Here is a 23,097-nt window from a genome sequence, read left to right as displayed (position 1 = left end):
TAACTACTTAGATTAATCAACTTCATCAAAAATATGTTAGCATTCATTTATGGATTCTATAGAACAACAATAGACTCTTTTAGACCTAATGGAATTAAATGTTGTAATTGCAATTCTAAAAATCAAATGGTTGTGGAAAAATCATCAAGAATTTTTCACGTATTTTATATACCATTTATTCCATTCAGGATTAAAAACACTTTCTTATGAAAATCCTGTAACAATGAGTTTGAATTAAGAGATTTAAATCCAGAAAATAAAAGTTACTACTCAGAACATAAATCAAAAAAAGGAATTCCATTTTGGTTGCTCTCTGGTCCAATTTTTATCTTAATTGGAATAGGATTATTTACCTTTAATCAAATAAATAATGAAAATGAACTTTTAGAAAGATTAAAAAATGGAAATCAAAACAAAATAATTGAATACGAGACAGAAAATGGAAAATACACCACCATGAAAACCATTAAAATGTCTGTTGACTCAGTGTGGCTGTACGAAAATCAATTTGAAATTGAAAAATATAGTCAAATAGGCAGAATAACTTCTGAAAACAATTATTCTTCAGATACCACAAAAATTAGTGTAACGAATCTAATTAAGTGTTTAGAAAAAGGTAAGATTAAAGCTATTTATCGAAGTAAATAAAACTATCCTAACATACGTATATAACTCATTCCAATGCTTAGTTTTTCATTAAATCATATTGCTCTTTCAGTTAAAGATGTAAATAAAGCGATTGACTTTTACATCTCAGTTTTCGACTTTAAGGAAATTGAGAATACGGCATCCGACTCTAAAACCAGATGGCTTTCCTTTGATGATGGCATTCAATTGCATTTAATTCCTAGACCAAATGATGTGATAAAGACAAGCAAAGCTGGTCATTTTGCTTTATCCACTAAAGACATCGAAGGTGTCATAAGCCGGTTAGATAAACTAGGGATACAATATTCGGATTGGCGAGATACACCAAAAAAAGATTACATCAGAAAAGATGGTATTAGGCAAATTTACTTTCAAGATTTTGATGGGTATTGGATAGAAATAAACAATGACGTTTAAAACCTCAAAACCCACTTGCTCTCACAAGTGGGTTTTGCCCTAACTAAACTAAATTAACCTTAATTACAACCGCTAAATAGCAATTAAGATTCTACAAAGAATGAAACCTACTTTGTATAGGTTTCATAATAGTTACGTGTTAGATATATTTTTGGATTTTTAGGAATTAGACTTTAACAGTTTTTATTCTTTCGAAACAACATTACAGCTTTTTAGCTTGTTCCCAAAAGACATCCATCTCGGCTAAGGTCATGTCTTTCAAAGGCTTTTGTAATGCCGCAGATTTATCTTCTAGGTATTGAAAACGCTTAATAAACTTCTTATTTGTTCGTTCTAGAGCGTTTTCTGGGTTTACTTTCAGAAAGCGTGCGTAATTTACCATAGAGAATAATACGTCTCCAAACTCGCTTTCTATGCGGTCGGTGTTTCCTGCTGCAATTTCTTCTTTAAGCTCGGCTAACTCCTCTTCTACTTTTTCAAAAACTTGTTCTGGCTTTTCCCAATCAAAACCAACGCCTGAGACTTTGTCTTGTATGCGATTGGCTTTTACCATTGACGGCAAACTTTTTGGCACACCTTCAAGCACACTTTTTTTACCTTCTTTGAGTTTTAGTTGTTCCCAATTGCGTTTGACATCTTCTTCGTCCTTCACCTCAACATCTCCGTAAATATGTGGATGTCTATCGACCAGCTTATCACAAATGCTATTGCATACATCTGCTATATCAAAGTCTTTGGTTTCGCTACCAATTTTAGAATAGAATACGATGTGTAGAAGTACGTCACCCAATTCCTTTTTGACCTCATCTAAATCATTGTCCAAAATAGCATCTCCAAGTTCATAAACTTCTTCGATGGTCAAATGACGTAAGGATTCCATTGTTTGCTTTTTATCCCAAGGACATTGCTCACGCAACTCGTCCATAATGGTTAACAAACGGTCAAAGGCTTTTAATTGGGTCGCTCTATCAGACATAAATCTCTTATAATTTACGGCCTAAATTAACACAATTTTCAATAAATAAATGCTGTAGAATTAGATTTATTCTTCCTCAGAAATATCGGCAGTTTCTTCTTCTTCAATAGTGCTTAATAAATCATTCTTTTGAAGAATATTATACCATTGCACTACTTTTTTGATGTCTGAAGCATAAACACGGTCTTCGTCATAATCAGATAAAATATCAAAGAAAAACTCTTCCAATTCATCCTTACTAGCTTTATGACTAATTGTTGTTGGCTCACCGTTATGCTTTGTTTTAATTGTGCTTAAAACTTTGCGTAGTGGCACTTCTTCTGTTAATGTATAGATAGCGATTTCACTAAGAATACTAATGTTACTATGTGCACCAACAGTGATTCTTTTTTTATCGATTAAAGATTCGACAACGGCACCTGTACGTGTTTGCGTTACGATTTGAAATAATCCTGGTTTACCAGAAATTGATAATATTTTATCTAAACTCATGTGTATATTTTTAGCGTTTTTTGCTCATTGCAGGAAAACGCATTCTGTAATCAACTCTAATTTTACCTTTAGAAATGTTTTGCAACTTTCCTTTCAGTAAACGTTTTTTAAACGAAGATAGTTTGTCAGTGAATAAAACACCTTCAATATGGTCATACTCGTGCTGAATAACTCTAGCAATTAAACCGTCATATTCTTCTACATATGTATTAAAATCTTCGTCTTGGTATTGTATTTTAATCTTTGGTTGTCTAAAAACATCTTCCCTTACATCTGGGATACTTAAACAGCCTTCATTAAATGCCCATTCGTCACCTTCTTCTTCTAAAATTATTGGGTTAATAAAGGTCTTTTTAAAATCTTTTAATTGTGCTTTTTCTTCTTCAGAAAAATCGTCATCCTCAGCAAAAGGTGAAGCATCTACCAAAAACATACGTATTGCTAATCCAACCTGTGGTGCTGCTAGACCTACGCCAGATGCGCCATACATAGTTTCGTACATGTTAGCAATAAGCTCATCTAACTTAGGATAATCTTTATCGATTTCCACAGCTTTTTTCTTCAAAACTGGGTCGCCATATGCTATTATTGGTAAAATCATGATTTTAATTTTTACGGAGGCAAAAATACAATTCTTAATGTATTTTTAAAGTGGTTTTATAATAATTGTAACGTAACTATATAGAAGACATATAACTCTGAAGAATAAGTGTCGCACTTATCTCATCGACTAAAGCTTTGTTTCGACGCTGTTTTTTACTCAAACCGCTATCTATCATCGTCTGAAACGCCATTTTTGAAGTAAAACGCTCATCTACTCTTACAATAGGAATGTTAGGGATTTGTTTTTCGAGTTTTACTAAAAACTTCTGGATAAAAACTTCACTTTCAGAATCTGTATTGTCCATCTGTTTTGGCAGGCCAACCACAATTTTATCTACAGCTTCTTTTGATACGTAATCTTTCAAAAATGTAATTAACTCTGGTGTACTAACAGTTGTCAAACCAGATGCGATAATCTGCAACTCATCTGTAACCGCAATTCCTGTGCGTTTTGTACCGTAATCTATAGCTAAAAGTCTTCCCATATTTGCCGCAAAGATAGTTAGAATATAAAGATTTATAATGTTGAATATTTCACAGTTTGATAAATACTCACAAATTTTTATAAATAGTTTTAAAATGCTTTTAAAGCCACTTATCTTTGAACCATAATTAAAAACGACATGAAACAACTACAATCTGTTATAGAAAATGCATGGGACGACCGTTCTTTGCTCAAAAATGAAGTCACTCAAGACGCTATTAGAAGCGTTATTACTTTGATAGATGAAGGTACATTGCGAGTAGCCGAACCAACAACTGATGGTTGGCAAGTAAACGAATGGGTAAAAAAAGCGGTAGTGCTCTACTTCCCTATTCAAAAAATGGAGACTCTTGAAGCTGGTATATTTGAATACCATGACAAGATGCCTCTAAAAAGAGATTATGCTGCAAAAGGAATCAGAGTTGTACCTAATGCAGTAGCTCGTCATGGTGCATACATTTCTAAAGGTGTAATTATGATGCCTAGTTATGTAAACATTGGTGCTTACGTAGATGAAGGCACTATGGTAGATACATGGGCAACAGTTGGTAGTTGTGCACAAATTGGTAAAAATGTTCACCTTTCTGGTGGTGTTGGAATTGGTGGTGTTTTAGAACCATTACAAGCAGCTCCAGTAATCATCGAAGACGGTGCTTTTATAGGTAGTAGATGTATTGTTGTTGAAGGTGTCCGAGTTGAAAAAGAAGCTGTTTTGGGTGCAAATGTTGTACTAACTATGAGCACAAAAATTATAGATGTTACTGGTGACGAACATGTAGAAATGAAAGGTCGTGTACCGGCACGTTCTGTTGTTATTCCAGGAAGTTATACAAAGAAATTTGCTGCTGGAGAATTCCAAGTGCCTTGCGCATTAATTATTGGAAAACGTAAAGAAAGTACAGACAAGAAAACATCACTTAACGATGCACTTCGTGAATATGATGTTGCGGTGTAGTTAAACCTACTTATAGTTTAAATAAAAAAGTTCCAATTTTATAAATAGAAATTGGAACTTTTTTTATTCGGTTTTGAAACGCATTTTACGTCCAGAACGTCTTAGCTTCTTTTTATCAATTTTCAACTGAAAAGCGCGACTATGCTTAAGCATTAACTCATGAGTTTCAGCGTATGATTTATTATATAACTCTGCATACTTATTAGACATTACTTTTATCATAACTTTAGAAAGCCATAATCGCCTAAAGTTATGCATACGCTTATCAAAATTCATAGTTTCAAAACGCATACGATTTAAGTCAATAAGATAAAACTGATAGTCATTTTCAGTCTTGACTATTAGAGTATTCCCTGGAGAATGGTCTAAGAAATTAATATTATTTTCATGCAGTTTGAACGTAAACTCTGTAAACTTTTCAAGGATTTCGTTCCTGTTTTCAAACCAAGGCTTATGGATAAGCTCTCTAAACTCAAAATCTGTATCGATATGCTCACAAATATAAAAGCTCCGTCCTAATCCAAAAGTTGAAGACTCTTCGACATATGCTATAGGAAATGGTGTCGAAACACCACAGTCAATTAATCGACTTGCATATTCGAATGAACGCTTTGCTTTACTTGGTCTTATATATTTATAAACAAAAGCATTAAACGCATTTGGAGTTTTAAATGATTTTACATTCAGTTTTAAACCATCTAACTCAAACGACTTTATGCTGTTTCTTGCACCAATAGTCACTGCCTTTCCTGAAGTTTCAAAACTATTTATAACAGTTTCTAACTTTGCTTTTAAGTGCGCGTATTTTTGATGACAGTGTATAATAATATCTGTAAATTAAGTGCTCAAAGATATACCAAAGTAAATTTTAATAAAAGCCGATAAAATTATATTTTGCACTTACGCAACTGAAGCTGACTTTTCTTGATGAAAAAAATCCTTGTAATTCAAAATAAACGTATTGGAGATGTGCTTTTAGCCACTTTAATTTCCGATAACCTTAAAACTATTTTCCCAGATGCGGTTATTGACTTTATGGTTTACGATTACACTACTGGTGTTATAGAACAAAATCCATCTGTAGATAACATTATTGAAATTAAAGAAAAAGAGCTTAAAAAGATTCCTAATCTAATTAAAACAGCTTGGCAAGTACGTAAAAAGAAGTACGATATTATAATGGATCCGTACGCTAAATTTCAGAGCCGAGTGATTTCATTATTATCTGGTGCAAAAATTAGAGTTGGTTATAAAAAACGAGAAAAGAATCCTCCACTACCATTCTATACACACAACGTTAGTTTTTTAAAGGAGAAATCAAATCCTTGTGGCAAATCGTTAGAAGATAGAGTACATTTAGTGACTTCGGTTTTTGATATAAAAACACCAGTTTATGAGCCAAAAATTTACTTAACAGATAAAGAACAAGAATACGATAAGCTTGACAAATACGATAAGCCGGTCATAATGTTTGGTATACTTGGAAGTACGCCTCAAAAATCTATGCCGTATGATTATATTGTTAGTCTCATAGATTTTGTAACAGATAATTACGATGTGTATGCATTATTTAATTATTCGCCACATCAAAAGGAAGACGCACAACAAATCTATGATGCTTGCAAACACAAGGATAAAATCATTTTTGATATATACGAAGAGAGTATCCGTGGGTTTGTATTATTGATGAACAAGTGTAAACTTCTCATTGCAAATGAAGGCGGAACAGTACATATATCTAAAGCCTTGAATAGACCAACATTTACCATATTTTCTCCATATGTTCTTAAAGACCATTGGGCAAGTTTTGAAGATGGTAAGATGCATACCTCTATTCATTTATTAGATGAAAAACCAGATTTATTTTCGACTGATAGAGAACAAAGAAGAAAAATAGAAGAAGACCCTAGCTTTTTATACAAGCAACTGACACCGGAAATAATTATTCCTCAACTTGATGCTTTTCTAAAACAACATTTCTAAAATTACTTTATGGCAAAATTGAGTTTAATTGATAAATTTCATCACTGGCGAAGAAAAATGCGCTGGAACAAGCAGTACAAAAAAGGTAAATGGGATTACTTAGCCAACGAGCGTGAAGCTGTCCGTTACGATAAAATTGCTGAATATATAAAGAGCTACGCAAAAGCAAAGCCTATAATTTTAGATTTGGGTGCAGGTGAAGCTGTTTTAAATAAAAAATTAAATCCTGAAGATTATTCTGCATTTTATAATGTAGACTACTCCTCTGCTTCGATTGATAAAGCCGAAACAAAGTCTTTAGCAAACTCAAAAAATCTTGTGGCTGATATTCATACTTATGACCCTGAAGAAAAGTTTGATGTTATCGTATTTAATGAGGCCTTTTATTACGTACACGACCACTTAAAAGTCGAAGTGTTGAATCGTTTCGCGGATAAACTAACACCAAAAGGTATTTTAATTACTTCGATTTATAAAGAAGGACAAAACTGTTGGGACATTATAGATGCTTCAGAGAAGCTAAGTCAATTAAATTTTGAAACTGTAAATACCGATAGAGAAACTACGTATTGGAAAGTTGGCGCATATAAAAGGGCTTAAGCTCTAATCAATCCAAAATCAGTCCAAGTCTTGTTTTGAGATTTTGTCTCTTTTCTGATTTGTAGATTCTTTTGTTCAGCAACTTCGTTTTTATAAGCTCTTGTGTGATACAAGTGTACACAGATAGCACTATATCTTATTTGTAAAGGTTTTACACCATAATTCATAAGTCGCTCACCCAACTCACGATCTTCACCACCATAAGCCATACGTTCGTCAAAACCATTTACTGCAACAATATCTCTTTTCCATCCAGAAGCATTCATGCCATCCCAAGTGGCTTTAGTTGGTGTAAACTTGTTTAAAAAACGTTCTTTAAAACCATTAGCAGTTAGCTTATTTGTTTTAAAAGTAGATTTTAAACCATTACCCAACAACCAAACTTTATCAAAACAATTCTGAGTGACAATATCTACTTGGGTAATAACATCAGAGATTGATTTTGGCAATTTAAAATAACCGCCAGAAAGAAAGCAATTAGGGCGTCTCAAGTCTATATGTTTTTGAATAAAATCCTTTCGAGGAATACAATCACCATCGGTAAATAAAAGATAATCGGCTTGAGATAAGGAAATAGACTTATTAAGAATTCGAGTTTTTCGAAAACCTTCATCTTCTTGCCAAATATGCTTGATATTTAATTCCGAATTTTGACAAACTCTTTTAATCAAAAGATTGGTTTCTTCAGTCGAACCATCATCAGCAATGATAATTTCAAAATCTTTGAATGATTGCTGTTCATATCCTACAAGTACCTTTTCTAACCATAGTGGCTGATTGTAAGTACTTATAATTATTGACACTTGTGGCATAGACTATTTCTTCACGATACCGTGGTCTGTCCACTTTAAATTATCGTCTTTTACTTTCTTACGGATAGCAAGGTTTCTATCCAAAGATTCTTTAGTTTTATAACCACGTGGATGGTCTAAATGTAATACAATTGCTTTATGACGAATTTGCTTAGACTTAATACCGTAATTAAATAAACGCTCTCCTAATTCACGGTCTGGTCCACCGTATTGCATACGCTCATCATAACCATTAATAGCAATTAAATCGTCTTTCCAAGCAGAAGAGTTACAATTATTAAACGTTGCTCCTGTTGGTGTTATAAAATCTAAAAGCGTAGATAATGTTTCACCAGAATTTAATTTTAAAGCTTGTTTGCTACTCACACTTCCGTTTGCCTTTAACCATTTTGTATCAAAGCAATTTTCATTTTCAATATCTTCTAGAGTGATAGCCTCACTTGTTGGCATATTTAGTTTTAAATAACCGCCAGATAAGAAATAGCCTTTTTCAGCAAATTTTGCATGTGTAGATAAAAAATCTTTACGTGCAATACAATCGCCATCTGTCATTAAAATGTAATCGTGCTCTGTCTGCATAATACATTTATTAAGTAATTCTTGACGTCTATAGCCTTTATCTTCGTGCCATATATGTCTTAAATTAACTGGATAATCTGCTTTGAACTTATCAATGAGTGCTTTAGTCGTTTCGCGAGAACCGTCATCTGCAACAATAACTTCATAATTATCATAATCCTGATATTTATAGCTTTCTAAAACTTTTTCTAACCAAGCTTCAGCATTATATGTACTTATGATAACAGTAATCGGTAAACCACTCATGTTTTTCAATTTAAAATCTTGGCAAAGATAAACATATTTTAAGCGATTACTAAAGTGCATTGTGTTATCTCAATTAATCAACTAAATTTGTGCTTTAGGCCAAGTGCAAATGAAATTATCGGTAATTATACCAACTTATAACGAAGAAAACTACGTAGAAAAAGCAATACGTTCGGTACGTTTTGCAGATGAAATTATTGTAGTCGATTCTTTTAGTACAGACAAAACTGTCGAGATTGCCGAGAAATATAACTGTAAAATCACGCAACGAAAATTTGATAATTTCTCTAACCAAAAAAACCATGCATTACAATTTGCTTCTGGCGAATGGGTTTTATTTGTAGATGCTGATGAGCGCATTCCTTATGCTCTAAAGAGTGAAATTAAAGCCGCAATGAACTCTAATAAACATGCTGGATACAAACTTAATTTTCCGCATTTTTATATGAATCGTTTTTTATATAACCATTCGGACAATGTATTACGACTGGTAAAACGCGAAAATTGCCGCTTTGAAGGTTTAGTTCATGAAAAGCTGATTATTGACGGTACTGTTGGGCAACTTAAAAATCCAGTATTACATTTCACCTATAAAGGCTTACCACATTATATTAGTAAAAAAGATAGTTATGCTTGGTTTCAAGCTGAGCAAATGTTGAAGAAAGGAAAAAAAGCCACCTACTTTCATTTGGCCTTCAAACCGTTTTATCGATTTTTTAGCAGTTACATTCTTCGCCGTGGATTTTTGGATGGTATTCCTGGATTGACAGTAGCCACTATTAATGCATATGGTGTGTTTTCAAGATATGTGAAACTGATGCTATTACAGCGTGGCTTAAAATAACTTTAGCTTTCCGTAACGTAATTTTAGTTTGAATTTAGATAGCGAATCTTCGCCCTTAATATCAATACGTTGAACTTCATAGTTATTTTTAAAAGGAAATTTATTGACTCTATTGCCAATTCTTAATCCATAAGTGATATTATTTTCATCAAGACACTCTAAAAAACTGTTTTTTGCATCTCCTTTTTTTGGATATTTCCCATAAGGATAAGCCAAAACCGATGACACATTTAAGTCATTGTTTTTTATAAAAGTTTTTGACTGCTCAAAATCTGTTCGGATTTTATCCAAGGGCATATCTTTATAATTACCATGAGAAAAGCTATGCAAACCAAGCTCAATAACTTCAGGATTTAAAGATTTTAATTGAGCTACAGACATAATAGGTTTTTTGCCTTCGTCCCACGTATTTGTCTTTCCAACATACTTAAACGGAATATAAAAAGACGCTTTAAAACCATACTTTTCGAGTAAAGGTACTGCCAATTCTAACTGATTGACATAAACATCATCAAAGGTTATAATTACTGATTTTTCAGGAAACTCTTTGGCTGATTTAATTTGTTCTAAATCCTTAAAGTGTAATGCTCTATAATTTTTAGATTTTAGATATTGTAAATGGTCCTCAAACTTTTTGACATCGATGGTTAAACCTACGCTCTCATTTGACGAGGTTGTTACCGAGTGATACATTAAAACAGGAAGTTTTGGCACAGTACTATTTTTTATACAATTCTTCAATCAAGGAATAATTTCTATTCACAAAATGCTGAAGATATTTCAAGGATTTTTCAAAGCTAATATGCCATACATCATCAACGACTATTTTTTCTTTTTCTCCTAATAATCCGAACAAAACCTTAACTTTTTTTGGTCTATTAAACCATAAAGAAAACTCAAGTTTTTCATTACTATCATAATCAGCTGTCATGCAAAAACTTATTTCGTCCTCAATACAAGTAAAATCTATAGAAGGACTATAATATACATCACCTTGATGCAGTGAATCTGAAAATTTCAACTTTTCGACCCAAGGATAGTTTTTGGCTATTTCTAAAATTTCACTTCCTGATATTGGATTATCTATATATTCAATATCTTCTTTATCGGGATGGCAAATAGAATATTTATAAGTCATATATTTTCTATTCTGTTTAATCAACTTCAACAAATATATAAACCGCAATGGTTATATTTGGCAAAAATCTGACTTTTACTTAATATGATAAGCGCTCTTGCTATAACCTACAATGAAGAATCCAATATAGAAAGCTACATTAAGAGTTTATCTTTTGCTGACGAAATTATCATTGTAGATTCCAACAGTACAGACGAGACTGCTAAAATTGCAAAGCAAAATAATGTCACTTTTATACAGCGTGAATTCGATAATTTTTCGAACCAGAAAAACTTTGCAATTGCTCAAGCCAATTACGACTGGATTGTTTTTTTTGATTTAGATGAAACGATTTCTCATGAATTAGCTGAAGAAATACAAAAAAAGATAGCTTCGAACTCAAACACTGTTGCTTATAATGTGAAACGAAACTTTCATTTTATGGGCAAGCATATTAAATACAGTGGTTTTCAGAATGATTTAGCGACACGTGTTTTTAAAAAAAAACATTGTAAATACAATAATAAATTAGTTCACGAAACTTTAGAAATCAATGGAAAAATCGAGACTTTAAAAAATCGTAGTGAACACTATTCTTATAAAGGTTACGACAACTATAATGATAAACTAACAAGATACAGTAAGCTACAAGCAGAAATGCTTTACAAAAAGAATGTTAGACCAAATTTATATCATTTTTTGGTGAGACCTTGGTATCGTTTTTTTCATCAGTATATTATCAAATTAGGGTTCTTAGACGGCAAAGAAGGTTTTATATTAGCCTATTTAAGTGCTTTTGCAGTTTACAAACGCTACATACAACTTTGGACCATGTATCGAAATATTGATTAATTATTCTATCGCATTATGAAGTCTGTTTTCTTAGAATCTCACAATATTAAAAACTTACATTTTGGTTTTGGTCAGTTTAATTACCATTTGATTAAAGGCTTATACAATGCCCAAATCGAAGATTACAAAATGACACTACATGCAAAGCATACAGATTCTCTAAAAAAAGAGTTTGGTGATTATTTTGATTATAAAATATATAAATCATTTAGGCGATATCCACTTTTTCGGATTAGAAAAAAATATGATGTCTGGCACTCCATGAATCAGAATGTTAAGATTGAGCCATATCATAATATACCTTATGTTCTGACCATACATGATGTGAATTTTATTGATGAAGTTTCTTCCGATATGAGTCATGAGCGAAACATCAGATTCAAAGAAAAGCTAAATCGTGCATCGGCAATTACTTACATCTCTGAATTTGCAAAAAAATCTACTCACGATTATTTTAATGTTCCTAAAGTTTCTGAACACGTCATATACAATGGTAATCCGATAACCAAAATTATAATCCCAGATAATTACTTACCAAAATCAACATCAAAAAGACCTTATTTATTCAGTATTGGAGAGTTTACTGAGCGTAAAAATTTTCATACTCTAATAGAGATGTTAGTTCATATCAAAGATTTTGATTTGGTATTAGCAGGAAATAATAACACGTCATATACTCAAGATGTTTTATTACCGACTATCAAAAAACTAAATCTGCAAGACCGAGTTGTTATAACCGGAAAAATAAGTGATGTAGATAAACAATTTTACCTTAAGAATTGTGAGGCTTTTGTTTTTCCGTCATTAAGAGAAGGTTTTGGTATTCCGCCTATAGAAGCCATGCGTTTTGGTAAACCTGTCTTCTTATCAAACAATACGTCTTTACCAGAAATAGGTGGTAAAAACGCCTATTACTGGGATAATTACGATGCTGAGTATATGGCTAATATTTTATCTTCTGGATTAGATAATTTCAACCAAAACAAAACAGTACTAAAAGATACACTTACAAAAAGAGCTATATCATTTAACTGGGATGATGCTGCAAAAGCTTATTCTGATGTTTATAAGTCGCTAATGTGATTTCTGTAAGCAATAATTCAAATTAAAATCTAACTTTGTCAAAATCTAACCAATCCATATAAAATGAATACAGCTTTAATAATTTCTTTAGTTGTTGTCTTAGCAATGACGCACTTTGTTTTAAAATTCATAAAACATCGTTCGTTATATCCATTTATGCCTTTTGAATATAACTTTAGAAGACGTCGTGTGACATTCGCTAAAGTTTTGAAATTACTTAAGGAAAGAAATGCTAAAGTCATAGTTGAAACTGGTACTTCTCGTAAAGGATTAGAAGGTGCTAAAAGCGACGGTGCTGCTACTATAGTATTTGGTAAATGGGCTAAAGAAAACGGTGCTGTAATGCACTCTGTAGATATTAGTGAAGATTCTGTTGAAGGCTCACGAAGCGAAGTGCAAAATCAAGGTTTGAATAAAGTTGTTACTGTACATTTAGATGATTCGTTAAACTATCTTAAAAACTTTAAAGGTGAAATAGACTTCTTGTATCTAGATAGCTACGACTATTCAAAAACGGATTTGCAAATTCAGAAAGATAGTCAAGAGCATCACTTAAAGGAATTCAAAATAATCGAAGATAGACTGCATAAAAACACCATAGTTTTAATTGACGATTGTGGATTACCTGGTGGTGGAAAAGGAAAAACTGTTATTGCTTACATGCTTACAAAAGGATGGGAAATTATTATTAATAAATACCAAGTCCTTTTATTACACAGAGACAGTTTATAACATGAAAAAGAGATTTAAATACTTCAAAAAAGAGTTAAAATCAAAGAAGCGTAAAAAAGTATTAGGACCTTTTACTAAAGGTGTTATCTATAATTCTGAAAATGGAATTATCGCAGTACCTATCGAAGATATTTGTGTCGGAAGGTCTTTAGGTTTCGAAGGTAATTGGGATTTAGAGGAGATAAATATCTTATCAGACCTACTAACTAAAGAAGATGTTGTGTATGTTGTAGGAACACATGTTGGAACACTTTTAGTACCAATCGCAAAACAAGTAAAGTCTGTTATTGGATACGAGGCTAACGAAGGTACATTTTGGTATATAGAAATGAACCTTTGTTTGAATCGTCTAAAAAATGTAAGCCTTTTTAACTTAGCTGTCGGTGATGAAAAAAAGGTAGTTACTTTTTATCAAAACACCGTGAACTCTGGTGGCAGTAAAATTGCACCAAAGACAGATAATATTATGTATAATCATGATAATCCCAACAAAGTAGATGTGCAAATGATTTCTTTAGACGACCATATAACTGAAGAAAATCTTACAAAACCAACTGCCATGTTAATGGATATTGAGGGTGCGGAATATTTTGCGCTTAAAGGCATGCAAAACACAGTTAAAGATTTAAGGTTTTTGTATGTAGAATACGTACCTCATCATTTAAAAAATGTATCTGATGTCTCTAATAAAGATTTCTTAGCCTTAATAGCCCCACACTTTACTAAAGCGAGTTTTGTACGCTCTAAAAAAGTAATAGATTATGGAACTAATTCAAATGAATTATTGGTATACTTAGATGAATTGATGTCAAAAAACAAAGCTGACGATATTTTGTTCTCCAAATAATTATTAAAGAAGTTGGCTATGTTGTAAATTTGCATCTTAAAATTAGTGCATATTTTACAGCATAAATGACTTACAAAAACGCATTACAACATCCTGTTTTTAAAACTATTTCTCAATCTGCAGATGCATTAGGTATTGATGCTTATGTTATTGGTGGTTTTGTACGCGATTATTTCTTAGAGCGTGGTAATGCAAAAGACATAGATATTGTAGCTATCGGCAGTGGTATCGAGTTGGCACAACACGTTGCTAATAACTTACCTAGCAATCCAAAAGTGCAAGTTTTTAAAACTTATGGGACAGCAATGCTTAAGCATAATGATATCGAGATTGAATTTGTTGGTGCGCGTAAAGAAAGCTATACTGAAGATAGTCGAAATCCTATAGTAGAAAACGGCTCACTTGAAGACGACCAAAATCGTCGTGATTTTACAATAAATGCCCTAGCATTAGCAATCAATAAAAATAATTTTGCTCAGCTTTTAGACCCATTTAATGGTGTTTCAGATTTAGACAAAGGTATCATTAGAACACCTTTAAATCCTGACATCACCTACTCCGATGACCCATTACGTATGATGCGAGCTATACGTTTTGCAACACAACTTAATTTTAAAATTGAGGAAGCGTCTTTACATGCAATTTCAAAAAATAAAGAGCGTATAAATATTATTACAAAAGAACGTATTGTCACTGAGTTAAATAAGATTCTAGAAAGTGATAAACCTTCAATAGGATTTATACTTCTTGAAAGAGCTGGATTATTGGATTATATAATACCAGAAATTACTGCACTAAAAGGCATTGACGAAAAAGAAGGTCAACGCCATAAAGATAATTTTTACCACACTTTAGAAGTCGTTGATAATATCTGTAAAACGACTGATAATCTTTGGTTGCGTTGGGCAGCATTACTTCATGATATTGGTAAGGCACCAACAAAACGTTTTCATAAAAAAATTGGATGGACCTTTCATGGTCACGAATTTGTAGGCTCAAAAATGGTTTACAAATTATTTAAAAGACTAAAAATGCCGTTGAATGAAAAGATGAAGTTTGTTCAAAAAATGGTCTTTATGAGCTCTCGTCCAATAGTTTTAGCCTCAGAAGTTACAGACTCGGCAGTACGTCGATTAGTCTTTGATGCAGGAGATAATGTTGATGATTTAATGACACTATGCGAAGCAGATATAACGACTAAAAACCCAAAGAAATTTAAGAAGTATCACAACAATTTTAAAATTGTAAGAGATAAAATAGTTGAAGTTGAGGAACGCGACCATGTACGTAATTTTCAACCGCCAGTAACTGGTGAAGAGATTATGAAAACCTTTAACTTAAAACCTTCTAAAGAAATAGGAATTATTAAAGAAGCGATTAAAGAAGCCATTTTAGAAGGTGAAATACCGAATGAACATGACGCTGCTTTTGAACTAATGTTAGAAAAAGGGAAAGCCCTTGGATTAAAAATGAGTTAGCATGCCAAACCTCATCAGAACAACTTCAGATAATAAAGACTTCATTAATTTAGTGAAAGATTTAGATGCCTATTTGAAGGTTACTGATGGTGATGAGCATGAGTTTTATAATCAATTTAACGCTATTGAAAGCTTAAATAATGTCGTTGTCGTATATGCTAATAATAAAGCAGTTGGCTGCGGTGCATTTAAAGAATATAACACAGAAGCTGTAGAAATAAAGCGAATGTATGTTAACCCAAATGCTAGAGAAAAAGGTCTAGGAAAGCTAATCCTCAATGACTTGGAGGATTGGGCAAAAGAAGTAGGCTATACATCATGTGTTTTAGAAACTGGAATGAGGCAAATTGAAGCTGTAAAATTTTATAAAAAATGTGATTATAAGTCTATTCCAAAATATGGACAATACAAGGACATGGAAAATAGCGTTTGTTTTAAAAAAGAATTGATTTAGATATGAAAAAAAGATTTAGAAAAACAGCAAAAGTTGCTCTAGTTCTAATTTATCTAGTGATTATTGCTGGTGCAGTTGTTCGCATGACAGGTTCAGGAATGGGATGTCCTGATTGGCCAAAATGCTTTGGCTACTATATTCCTCCAACAGAAATTTCTGAACTAGAATTTAAACCTAATCACGATTACAAAAAAGGGATTGTCATTATTGTAGACGAAGCTTTACAGGTTGCTACCAAAGATTTTAAATCTTCAAATAATTTAAATCTCAATAATTGGGAACCATACACAGCACATGATTATGCGGTATTTAATCCGTTGCATACTTGGGTAGAATATATAAATCGACTTATAGGCGCACTTTCAGGATTACCGATTTTAATTTTCACAATTATGTCCATTTGGCTCTGGAAAGACAAGAAACGTTTTTTTATACTTTCGGTTTTAACGGTTTTCGGAATGGCGTTTCAGGCATGGCTAGGTAAAACAGTTGTAGATTCTAACTTAGCACCATATAAAATTACCATACACATGGTCATGGCACTAGTTATTGTTGCCGTCATTTTGTATCTGATATATGCTTCAAAGACCACCTACAAGGCTCAAAAATTAGATTCAAAATTCAGAAATATTTTGATTATTGCAACTATCTTAACACTTGTTCAAATCGTATTAGGCACACAAGTACGTCAGTTTGTCGATGTTCAGAATAAATTAAATGGCTACCATAATTGGGATATTCAGGAATTAGCACCACTAAATTTCTATGTACATCGTACCCTTTCGATTTTAGTGCTACTATTAAATGGCTGGTTATTTATCAGAAACCGTAAGCTGCAGTTAGGCTTCAATAAATTCAAATTAGTAATGATTTGTATAGGACTTGAAATTTTGACTGGCATTGCGATGTATTACTTTAATTTTCCGTTTTCAACTCAACCGCTTCATATTGTTATAGCTGCGATATTGATTGGAATTCAGTTTTATATCATTTTAGAAAGTCATAATACACATCGTCTAAAAGGTGTTGAAACTTCAGCATAAATCGTATCTTTGCCGAACTAAATTAATAACATGATTTACAGATTTAGAGTTATACTCGACAATGATACCGAAGAAGATATTTTCCGTGATTTAGAAATCCGCGAAGGTGACTCTATGGAGGATTTACATAATATAATTACACAGTCTTTCGGTTTTGACGGTATGGAAATGGCGTCATTTTACGTTAGCGATGACGAGTGGAATCAAGGTGAAGAGATCGCTATGTTTGATGTCAGCGAAGGCAATAACAAAGTAAAGGTGATGGGTACTACCAAAATTAACGATTTGGTTCATGAAGCCTCTACTCGATTGATTTATGTCTATGATTTTTTGAATATGTGGACGTTTTTCGTAGAACTTGCCGAAATTGTTGAAGAAGCAGAAACCACAGACTATCCAAATTTAATGTTTGTTCAAGGCCAAGTACCAGATGAAGCACCAATAAAAACTTTTGAAGCGGAAAGTAATGACGATGCTTTTGATGAATTTGATGACGATTTAGACGTCGATGATTACAGTGATTTAGATTTTGACGAAAACTGGAATTAACCCAGTAAAAAATATACCTACTAACAAAAAGTATTTCATACAGAAATGCTTTTTTTGTTTCTATGCTGTAACAAAAAAATGATTGGCTCGTCTTACTCTCATAAACCAATCAAAAACCAATCACTTTGGAGAATATCCTTACTATTAATAACCTGACAAAAAAATTTGGTTATCTCACGGCAGTTAAAGACTTAAGCTTTACCATTCAAAAGGGTAATGTTTACGGAATCTTAGGACCAAACGGAAGCGGAAAATCAACAACACTAGGAATTGTATTAAACGTAGTTAATAGAACTCATGGAGATTTCCAGTGGTTTGATGGCGATGTAGATACACACGATGCCTTAAAAAAGGTTGGTGCTATTATCGAACGTCCAAACTTTTATCCTTACATGACAGCAGAACAGAATTTAAAACTGGTTTGCAAAATTAAAGGTGTACCAACTGATAAAATTCAAGAAAAATTAGAAGTTGTAGGTCTTTTAGACAGAAAAAATAGCAAATTTCGCACCTACTCCTTAGGTATGAAACAACGTTTAGCAATTGCGTCTGCATTACTTAACGACCCAGAAATTCTAATCTTAGACGAACCTACAAACGGTTTAGACCCACAAGGCATACACCAAATACGTCAAATCATAAAAGATATTGCTTCAAACGGAACGACTATTCTTTTGGCTTCGCATTTATTGGACGAAGTCGAGAAAGTATGTTCTCATGTTGTCGTACTTCGAAAAGGTGAAAAACTATATTCTGGTCGTGTTGACGAGATGATTAACAGTCATGGATTTTTTGAACTAAAAACTGATAAACAATCTGAATTGATTTCAATTTTAGAAGACCACAAACTGTTTGAAAAAATTAAAACTGAGGACGATTTAATCACCGCATTTTTAAAAGAACCTATGGAAGCTTCAGACTTTAACAAACTCATGTTTGATAGAGGTATTGTGCTTTCACATTTAGTAAAACGAAAAGAAAGTCTTGAAGAGCAGTTCCTTCAACTAACAGACAACCTAAACTAACATCAATCAATCACTATATAATTCTAAATAAGAATTAGCATAACCAATCCAAACAATGATACGACTCGTACAACTAGAATTACAAAAACTTTGGCTTAACCGAACAAGTAAAATCCTAATATTTGTTAGCTTTATTTTACCTTTTACAGTCCTAGTTTTATCCTCTATTAAGATAAATTTTTTCGGATTCTTTACCTTAGAATTAGGTGAATTGGGGATTTTCAATTTTCCAATCATATGGCATATAACAACATTTTGTGCTTCTTATTTTAAATTCTTCTTCGCCATTGTTGTAGTAAGTATGATTGGTAATGAATACAGTAACAAAACACTAAAACAAAACCTTATTGATGGTTTGAGTAAGAAGGAATTTATTCTTTCAAAATTCTACACTATCGTATTTTTCTCGTTAGCAGCGACGCTTTTGATTGGTATAGCTACGTTTTGTATAGGCATGTACTACTCTAGCTATACTGAAGCAACTATAATATTCAGAGAAGTTGAATTTTTACTCGCCTACTTTGTAAAGCTTGTTGGCTTCTTTAGTTTATGTTTATTCTTCGGTATGCTACTTAAGCGTTCGGCATTTGCTTTAGCCTTTTTATTCATCTTGTATATTGTAGAATGGCTTGTTTTCTGGGGTGCGTATGAAATATTTGATAGTGCTGACAAGGCTTTTCAAGTTAAAAACTTTATGCCACTAGAGTCAATGTACAAACTCATTGACCAACCTTTTCAGCGTGTAGTAATGACCAAATTCCCTGACAAAGCAGAATTGGGTTACGATTACGCTGTACACTTCAGTGAAATCGCTATAGTTTTAGGTTGGACAGCACTTTTTATCTTTTTGTCTTACAGATTATTAAAAAAGAGAGATTTGTAATATATTTGATAGCTAGCCCTATTGAATATGAAAAAGATACTTTTTTTACTTGCTTTTGCGATTACTAGTATAAGCCTTAATGCACAACAAGAAGCCTCAAACTGGTTTTTTGGTGACGGTGCTGGTATACAATTTAACCAAGACGGAACTATAACCCCAACAACAGGTAACTTAAATACTGACGAAGGTTGTACTAGCATATCTGATACTAATGGAGATTTACTTTTTTATACCGACGGTATAACTGTTTTTGACAGAAATGGCGATGTCATGCCTAATGGTTTTGGTCTAAAAGGAAATCCATCAAGTACACAATCGGCATTGATTGTTCCAAAACCTCAAGACCCGAATATCTATTACATATTTACAGTTGATACTTTTTTTCAAGGTAATCCTGATGAAGGTTTTCATTTTTATGAAGTAGACATGACGCTAAATGGAGGTCTAGGTAACGTCGTTGTAGGATCTGAAACACAATTACTAGCTGATAGTTCCGAAAAAATTAGTGCAGTATTAAAAGATTGTAATACTCAAAATATCTGGGTAATTACACTATCAAATAGTACAGGCACACCAGCGCCAAACGGTACACCAAATGCTTTTGATACGTTTCATGCATACGAAGTAAGTACCGCAGGCGTAAACACAACTGCAGTAACCTCACCAGCTGGTATAACTTTATCCGAGCAAAGAGGTTATTTGAAATTTTCTCCTAGCGGCGAAAAACTAGCTACTGCTAATATAGAACAAGGTTTGTTTCTATATGATTTTGATGTCACTACTGGTATGGTAACAGGCGGACCAACTCCTCTTAACATAACTACTGTAAGTAACGGTGCAGTATTTTCTTATGGTTTAGAGTTTTCACCAAATAGCGAACTCCTATACGTATCGTCTTACAACAATTTTTTTGCTCAAAATAACCCAGGAGCAAATGATAATCCTGCCAATCATTTTGCATCCTTAGTACAATTTGATTTAACATCTGCTAATGTTCAGGCAAGTCAAATACTAATTGACCAAAGAAACTTCTATCGTGCTGCATTACAAACTGGACCTGATGGTAGAATTTATAGGACTACAAGTGCTTCTTACAATAACGGCCTACCTTTTTTATCTGTTATTAATAACCCTAATGAAATTGGAGCAGCATCTGATTATGTTCACAATGCTATTGCGTTATCAAACAACTCTAGACAAGGTTTACCACCTTTTATAGCATCATTCTTTGTAGACACTATTGATATTATAAACGACCCAAATATTACTACCACATTCTTACCGCTTTGCCAAGGCGAGTTATATACTTTATCCGCAGATAATATTCCTGGTGCTACTTATACTTGGTCTTTTGATGGCGTTGCTCAACCAACACCAGCTGTGCCTTATGAGTTTGAAGTGTTTCAGAATGGATTATACGAAGTCTTTATTGAGTTAAACAATGGCGATTGTGAAACCTTTTTAGGAGTTGCAGAAGTTGAATATTCTCCGTTTCCAGAAGGTTTTACACCACCAAAAATCGATGTTTGTGATGCCTTACCAAATGATGACGTATCTACCTTTAACCTAAATCAGCAAGACACTGTCGTTTTGGGAGGTCAAGACCCAAATACATATACTGTTCATTACTATGAAACAGAAATGGATGCACTTATGGATAGGGATGAAATTGTTGGCCCTTTCCAAAACACGTCTAATCCCCAAGAAATTTTTATTAGAGTTGAAAATGTGAATAATGAAAATTGCTTTACCGTAACTGACCAAAATACTAATGCTATTTTAAGCTTTGAAGTAGAGGTATATAACACACCAACAATTAGCAATACTGGAGGTGTCGATGAATGTGATTTAGAGGGTGATACTACAGATGGAGTTATAACAATAGATCTAGATGCTTTAGATAATACCGTTTTGGGTACACAAGACCCAATGGATTTTACAGTATCCTATCATAGTTCAGCAAATGGCGCTATGATGAATACTGATGTATTGCCATCAATGTATCAGAACACACCTTTTAACGATCAAGTATTTATCCGTGTAGAAAACAATGATAATACCGATTGTTTTAGCACAGGCAGTTTTTCAATAACTGTAAGTCTAACGCCAGAAGTTAATGATATCGGATTATTTCAGTGTGATGAAGATGGTACACCAGATGGAAGAACTGTTTTTAATATCTTAGAAAAAGAAGAGGATATTACTGGTGGTAACCCAAATTTTAGCGTAATGTATTATACAAGTATGGCAAATGCCATGTCGGAAACTGACCCAATAGATGCTAGTAATTTTGGTAATACATCTAACCCTCAAATTATTACTGCTAGAGTTACAGATACAACTAGTGACTGTTTCAGTTTTAGTGAAGTCACTTTAGAAGTAAGCGCAACCGCAGCAAATGATGCTTATTTAGGTGTTTGCGATACTGACGATATCGAGGATGGTTTTGTAAGTTTTGATTTATCAATGGCGGATGCGCAAGTCTTAGATGGTTTACCAGCAGGATTAGATTTGGCTTATTATATAAGTTCAGAAGATGCATTATTAGAGCAGAATCCTCTGCCAAATGATTTTACAAATACAATAGTCAATAACCAGACTATTTTTGTTAGAGTCGAAAACGACAATAACTGTTATGGTATTAATGAAGTTGAACTAGAAGTACTAACCTTACCAAATGTGGTTACTGAGTTTGAAACACTCTATTGTTTAAATACATTTCCTGCCAAAATTACGCTTGATGGTGGCGTAATTAATGATGTGCCAAATAACTATTACTACGATTGGTCTACAGGAGAAACGACTATCGAAATTGAAGTTAATGAACCCGGAACTTATACCGTTACTGTATCAAGTGTTTTTGGATGTTCAAAAGAAAGAACGGTAACCGTTTTAGCATCTAATATTGCAACTATCGATAATATCGAAGTTACTGATGCTGTAGAAAACAATACTGTTACTGTCTTAACTTCTGGTGAAGGAGATTATGAATTTTCATTAGATGACCCTAATGGTGTTTATCAAGATAGCAATGTTTTTGAAAACGTAAGACCAGGAATTTATACTGTATTTGTAAGAGATAAAAATGGTTGTGGTATATCAGAAGAAATGGTATCTGTTGTAGGTTTTCCAAGGTTTTTTACGCCTAACGGAGATAATCAAAATGATTTTTGGCAGGTTAAAGGTATTTCATCTCAATTTCAACCAGATACAATCATTTACATTTTTGATAAATACGGAAAATTAGTTAGCGAAGTCAATCCATTAGGCTCAGGTTGGGACGGTAATTATAATGGCAATCCTTTGCCAAGTAGTGATTACTGGTTTTCTGTAACCTTACAAGATGGTAGACGATTCTCTAGCCATTTTGCATTGAAGCGATAAATAATTTTTCA

The 23,097-nt window shown here is 33.0% G+C and carries 26 protein-coding genes; 17 read left to right on the top strand and 9 right to left on the bottom strand.

Translation table 11 applies throughout. From position 1 onward, the window contains the following. Positions 1 to 456 precede the first annotated feature (456 nt). Both BTO05_RS14045 and BTO05_RS12985 read left to right on the top strand, forming a co-directional pair. Positions 457 to 648, top strand: a complete 192-nt coding sequence (locus tag BTO05_RS14045) for a hypothetical protein (protein WP_157662590.1) — start codon at positions 457 to 459, stop codon at positions 646 to 648. 33 nt (positions 649 to 681) lie between these two features. Further along, positions 682 to 1,065 carry a VOC family protein gene (locus BTO05_RS12985; RefSeq protein ID WP_087493078.1) on the top strand — a complete coding sequence of 128 codons (384 nt, stop codon included), beginning with the start codon at positions 682 to 684 and terminating at the stop codon, positions 1,063 to 1,065. A 202-nt stretch (positions 1,066 to 1,267) separates the two neighbouring features. Here the strand turns inward: BTO05_RS12985 and mazG are convergent, their stop codons facing one another. The 4 genes from mazG to ruvX form a co-directional block, all read right to left on the bottom strand. Then, on the bottom strand, positions 1,268 to 2,041 hold the full coding sequence (mazG, locus tag BTO05_RS12980) for a nucleoside triphosphate pyrophosphohydrolase (RefSeq protein ID WP_087493077.1): 774 nt from the start codon (positions 2,039 to 2,041) through the stop codon (positions 1,268 to 1,270). 66 nt (positions 2,042 to 2,107) lie between these two features. Then, positions 2,108 to 2,533 (bottom strand): DUF5606 domain-containing protein, encoded by a 426-nt coding sequence (locus BTO05_RS12975; RefSeq protein ID WP_087493076.1) that lies wholly within the window; start codon positions 2,531 to 2,533, stop codon positions 2,108 to 2,110. Between the two features lie 10 nt (positions 2,534 to 2,543). Beyond that, positions 2,544 to 3,134, bottom strand: coding sequence for a peptide deformylase (gene def, locus BTO05_RS12970; RefSeq protein WP_087493075.1), 591 nt, complete (start codon positions 3,132 to 3,134; stop codon positions 2,544 to 2,546). Positions 3,135 to 3,210: 76 nt separating this feature from the next. Then, entirely contained in the window at positions 3,211 to 3,621 is a 411-nt protein-coding gene (gene ruvX / locus BTO05_RS12965; RefSeq protein ID WP_087493074.1) for a Holliday junction resolvase RuvX, read from the bottom strand. Positions 3,622 to 3,759: 138 nt separating this feature from the next. Between ruvX and BTO05_RS12960 the strand changes: the two genes are divergently transcribed. Continuing rightward, positions 3,760 to 4,575, top strand: coding sequence for a 2,3,4,5-tetrahydropyridine-2,6-dicarboxylate N-succinyltransferase (locus tag BTO05_RS12960; protein WP_087493073.1), 816 nt, complete (start codon positions 3,760 to 3,762; stop codon positions 4,573 to 4,575). A 63-nt stretch (positions 4,576 to 4,638) separates the two neighbouring features. Here the strand turns inward: BTO05_RS12960 and BTO05_RS12955 are convergent, their stop codons facing one another. Continuing rightward, entirely contained in the window at positions 4,639 to 5,316 is a 678-nt protein-coding gene (locus BTO05_RS12955; protein ID WP_232459748.1) for a lipopolysaccharide kinase InaA family protein, read from the bottom strand. A 186-nt stretch (positions 5,317 to 5,502) separates the two neighbouring features. Here BTO05_RS12955 and BTO05_RS12950 point away from each other — a divergent pair, with 186 nt between their 5' ends. Further along, the gene (locus BTO05_RS12950; RefSeq protein WP_087493071.1) at positions 5,503 to 6,558 is read left to right on the top strand and encodes a glycosyltransferase family 9 protein; all 1,056 of its coding nucleotides are present in this window, start codon (positions 5,503 to 5,505) and stop codon (positions 6,556 to 6,558) included. A 9-nt stretch (positions 6,559 to 6,567) separates the two neighbouring features. Continuing rightward, complete coding sequence (locus BTO05_RS12945; RefSeq protein WP_232459747.1) at positions 6,568 to 7,158, top strand: class I SAM-dependent methyltransferase; 591 nt, start codon at positions 6,568 to 6,570, stop codon at positions 7,156 to 7,158. Here the strand turns inward: BTO05_RS12945 and BTO05_RS12940 are convergent. Together BTO05_RS12940 and BTO05_RS12935 are read right to left on the bottom strand one after the other, a co-directional pair. Further along, on the bottom strand, positions 7,155 to 7,970 hold the full coding sequence (locus BTO05_RS12940) for a glycosyltransferase family 2 protein (protein ID WP_087493070.1): 816 nt from the start codon (positions 7,968 to 7,970) through the stop codon (positions 7,155 to 7,157). The genes BTO05_RS12945 and BTO05_RS12940 overlap by 4 nt on opposite strands. 3 nt (positions 7,971 to 7,973) lie before the next feature. Beyond that, positions 7,974 to 8,795, bottom strand: a complete 822-nt coding sequence (locus tag BTO05_RS12935) for a glycosyltransferase family 2 protein (protein WP_087493069.1) — start codon at positions 8,793 to 8,795, stop codon at positions 7,974 to 7,976. A 109-nt stretch (positions 8,796 to 8,904) separates the two neighbouring features. Here BTO05_RS12935 and BTO05_RS12930 point away from each other — a divergent pair, with 109 nt between their 5' ends. Then, positions 8,905 to 9,639: a glycosyltransferase family 2 protein gene (locus BTO05_RS12930; protein WP_087493068.1), complete on the top strand. Its 735-nt coding sequence runs from the start codon at positions 8,905 to 8,907 to the stop codon at positions 9,637 to 9,639. On the opposite strand, the gene BTO05_RS12925 is transcribed toward BTO05_RS12930, so the two are convergent. Further along, positions 9,631 to 10,380 (bottom strand): polysaccharide deacetylase family protein, encoded by a 750-nt coding sequence (locus BTO05_RS12925; RefSeq protein WP_232459746.1) that lies wholly within the window; start codon positions 10,378 to 10,380, stop codon positions 9,631 to 9,633. The two genes, BTO05_RS12930 and BTO05_RS12925, sit on opposite strands and share 9 nt — an antisense overlap. Next, entirely contained in the window at positions 10,358 to 10,807 is a 450-nt protein-coding gene (locus tag BTO05_RS12920) for a hypothetical protein (protein ID WP_232459745.1), read from the bottom strand. Before BTO05_RS12920 ends, BTO05_RS12925 begins: the two co-directional genes overlap by 23 nt. Before the next feature lie 54 nt (positions 10,808 to 10,861). Here BTO05_RS12920 and BTO05_RS12915 point away from each other — a divergent pair, with 54 nt between their 5' ends. From BTO05_RS12915 to BTO05_RS12865, 11 genes are all read left to right on the top strand, one after another. Further along, on the top strand, positions 10,862 to 11,608 hold the full coding sequence (locus BTO05_RS12915; RefSeq protein ID WP_087493066.1) for a glycosyltransferase family 2 protein: 747 nt from the start codon (positions 10,862 to 10,864) through the stop codon (positions 11,606 to 11,608). 15 nt (positions 11,609 to 11,623) lie between these two features. After that, the gene (locus BTO05_RS12910) at positions 11,624 to 12,691 is read left to right on the top strand and encodes a glycosyltransferase family 4 protein (protein WP_087493065.1); all 1,068 of its coding nucleotides are present in this window, start codon (positions 11,624 to 11,626) and stop codon (positions 12,689 to 12,691) included. 63 nt (positions 12,692 to 12,754) lie between these two features. Beyond that, positions 12,755 to 13,423: a class I SAM-dependent methyltransferase gene (locus BTO05_RS12905; protein WP_087493064.1), complete on the top strand. Its 669-nt coding sequence runs from the start codon at positions 12,755 to 12,757 to the stop codon at positions 13,421 to 13,423. Position 13,424: 1 nt separating this feature from the next. After that, positions 13,425 to 14,270 (top strand): FkbM family methyltransferase, encoded by an 846-nt coding sequence (locus tag BTO05_RS12900; protein ID WP_087493063.1) that lies wholly within the window; start codon positions 13,425 to 13,427, stop codon positions 14,268 to 14,270. Positions 14,271 to 14,335: 65 nt separating this feature from the next. Then, positions 14,336 to 15,748, top strand: coding sequence for a CCA tRNA nucleotidyltransferase (locus BTO05_RS12895; RefSeq protein WP_087493062.1), 1,413 nt, complete (start codon positions 14,336 to 14,338; stop codon positions 15,746 to 15,748). A gap of 1 nt (position 15,749) precedes the next feature. Beyond that, the gene (locus BTO05_RS12890; protein ID WP_087493061.1) at positions 15,750 to 16,202 is read left to right on the top strand and encodes a GNAT family N-acetyltransferase; all 453 of its coding nucleotides are present in this window, start codon (positions 15,750 to 15,752) and stop codon (positions 16,200 to 16,202) included. A 2-nt stretch (positions 16,203 to 16,204) separates the two neighbouring features. Then, positions 16,205 to 17,245, top strand: a complete 1,041-nt coding sequence (locus tag BTO05_RS12885; protein WP_087493060.1) for a COX15/CtaA family protein — start codon at positions 16,205 to 16,207, stop codon at positions 17,243 to 17,245. 30 nt (positions 17,246 to 17,275) lie between these two features. Then, a complete protein-coding gene (locus BTO05_RS12880) occupies positions 17,276 to 17,794 on the top strand; it encodes an IS1096 element passenger TnpR family protein (RefSeq protein ID WP_087493059.1) in 519 nt (172 codons plus the stop codon). Between the two features lie 125 nt (positions 17,795 to 17,919). Then, on the top strand, positions 17,920 to 18,819 hold the full coding sequence (locus tag BTO05_RS12875; protein ID WP_087493058.1) for an ABC transporter ATP-binding protein: 900 nt from the start codon (positions 17,920 to 17,922) through the stop codon (positions 18,817 to 18,819). 55 nt (positions 18,820 to 18,874) lie between these two features. After that, the gene (locus BTO05_RS12870) at positions 18,875 to 19,702 is read left to right on the top strand and encodes an ABC transporter permease (RefSeq protein ID WP_087493057.1); all 828 of its coding nucleotides are present in this window, start codon (positions 18,875 to 18,877) and stop codon (positions 19,700 to 19,702) included. 27 nt (positions 19,703 to 19,729) lie between these two features. After that, positions 19,730 to 23,086: a T9SS type B sorting domain-containing protein gene (locus BTO05_RS12865; RefSeq protein ID WP_087493056.1), complete on the top strand. Its 3,357-nt coding sequence runs from the start codon at positions 19,730 to 19,732 to the stop codon at positions 23,084 to 23,086. The last annotated feature ends 11 nt before the right edge of the window (positions 23,087 to 23,097 follow it).

The sequence above is a fragment of the Winogradskyella sp. PC-19 genome (assembly GCF_002163855.1).
GTDB lineage: Bacteria > Bacteroidota > Bacteroidia > Flavobacteriales > Flavobacteriaceae > Winogradskyella.
The sequence above is the reverse complement of the archived record's forward strand: the minus strand, read 5'-3'. Positions and strand labels throughout refer to the sequence as shown.

Excerpts from the sequence above, each read along its gene's own strand:
- BTO05_RS14045 (WP_157662590.1), top strand. The coding sequence starts at position 457 with ATGAAAACCATTAAAATGTCTGTTGACTCAGTGTGGCTGTACGAAAAT.
- BTO05_RS12985 (WP_087493078.1), top strand. The coding sequence starts at position 682 with ATGCTTAGTTTTTCATTAAATCATATTGCTCTTTCAGTTAAAGATGTA.
- mazG (WP_087493077.1), bottom strand. The coding sequence starts at position 2,041 with ATGTCTGATAGAGCGACCCAATTAAAAGCCTTTGACCGTTTGTTAACC.
- BTO05_RS12975 (WP_087493076.1), bottom strand. The coding sequence starts at position 2,533 with ATGAGTTTAGATAAAATATTATCAATTTCTGGTAAACCAGGATTATTT.
- def (WP_087493075.1), bottom strand. The coding sequence starts at position 3,134 with ATGATTTTACCAATAATAGCATATGGCGACCCAGTTTTGAAGAAAAAA.
- ruvX (WP_087493074.1), bottom strand. The coding sequence starts at position 3,621 with ATGGGAAGACTTTTAGCTATAGATTACGGTACAAAACGCACAGGAATT.
- BTO05_RS12960 (WP_087493073.1), top strand. The coding sequence starts at position 3,760 with ATGAAACAACTACAATCTGTTATAGAAAATGCATGGGACGACCGTTCT.
- BTO05_RS12950 (WP_087493071.1), top strand. The coding sequence starts at position 5,503 with ATGAAAAAAATCCTTGTAATTCAAAATAAACGTATTGGAGATGTGCTT.
- BTO05_RS12945 (WP_232459747.1), top strand. The coding sequence starts at position 6,568 with ATGGCAAAATTGAGTTTAATTGATAAATTTCATCACTGGCGAAGAAAA.
- BTO05_RS12940 (WP_087493070.1), bottom strand. The coding sequence starts at position 7,970 with ATGCCACAAGTGTCAATAATTATAAGTACTTACAATCAGCCACTATGG.
- BTO05_RS12935 (WP_087493069.1), bottom strand. The coding sequence starts at position 8,795 with ATGAGTGGTTTACCGATTACTGTTATCATAAGTACATATAATGCTGAA.
- BTO05_RS12930 (WP_087493068.1), top strand. The coding sequence starts at position 8,905 with ATGAAATTATCGGTAATTATACCAACTTATAACGAAGAAAACTACGTA.
- BTO05_RS12915 (WP_087493066.1), top strand. The coding sequence starts at position 10,862 with ATGATAAGCGCTCTTGCTATAACCTACAATGAAGAATCCAATATAGAA.
- BTO05_RS12910 (WP_087493065.1), top strand. The coding sequence starts at position 11,624 with ATGAAGTCTGTTTTCTTAGAATCTCACAATATTAAAAACTTACATTTT.
- BTO05_RS12905 (WP_087493064.1), top strand. The coding sequence starts at position 12,755 with ATGAATACAGCTTTAATAATTTCTTTAGTTGTTGTCTTAGCAATGACG.
- BTO05_RS12900 (WP_087493063.1), top strand. The coding sequence starts at position 13,425 with ATGAAAAAGAGATTTAAATACTTCAAAAAAGAGTTAAAATCAAAGAAG.
- BTO05_RS12895 (WP_087493062.1), top strand. The coding sequence starts at position 14,336 with ATGACTTACAAAAACGCATTACAACATCCTGTTTTTAAAACTATTTCT.
- BTO05_RS12890 (WP_087493061.1), top strand. The coding sequence starts at position 15,750 with ATGCCAAACCTCATCAGAACAACTTCAGATAATAAAGACTTCATTAAT.
- BTO05_RS12885 (WP_087493060.1), top strand. The coding sequence starts at position 16,205 with ATGAAAAAAAGATTTAGAAAAACAGCAAAAGTTGCTCTAGTTCTAATT.
- BTO05_RS12880 (WP_087493059.1), top strand. The coding sequence starts at position 17,276 with ATGATTTACAGATTTAGAGTTATACTCGACAATGATACCGAAGAAGAT.
- BTO05_RS12870 (WP_087493057.1), top strand. The coding sequence starts at position 18,875 with ATGATACGACTCGTACAACTAGAATTACAAAAACTTTGGCTTAACCGA.
- BTO05_RS12865 (WP_087493056.1), top strand. The coding sequence starts at position 19,730 with ATGAAAAAGATACTTTTTTTACTTGCTTTTGCGATTACTAGTATAAGC.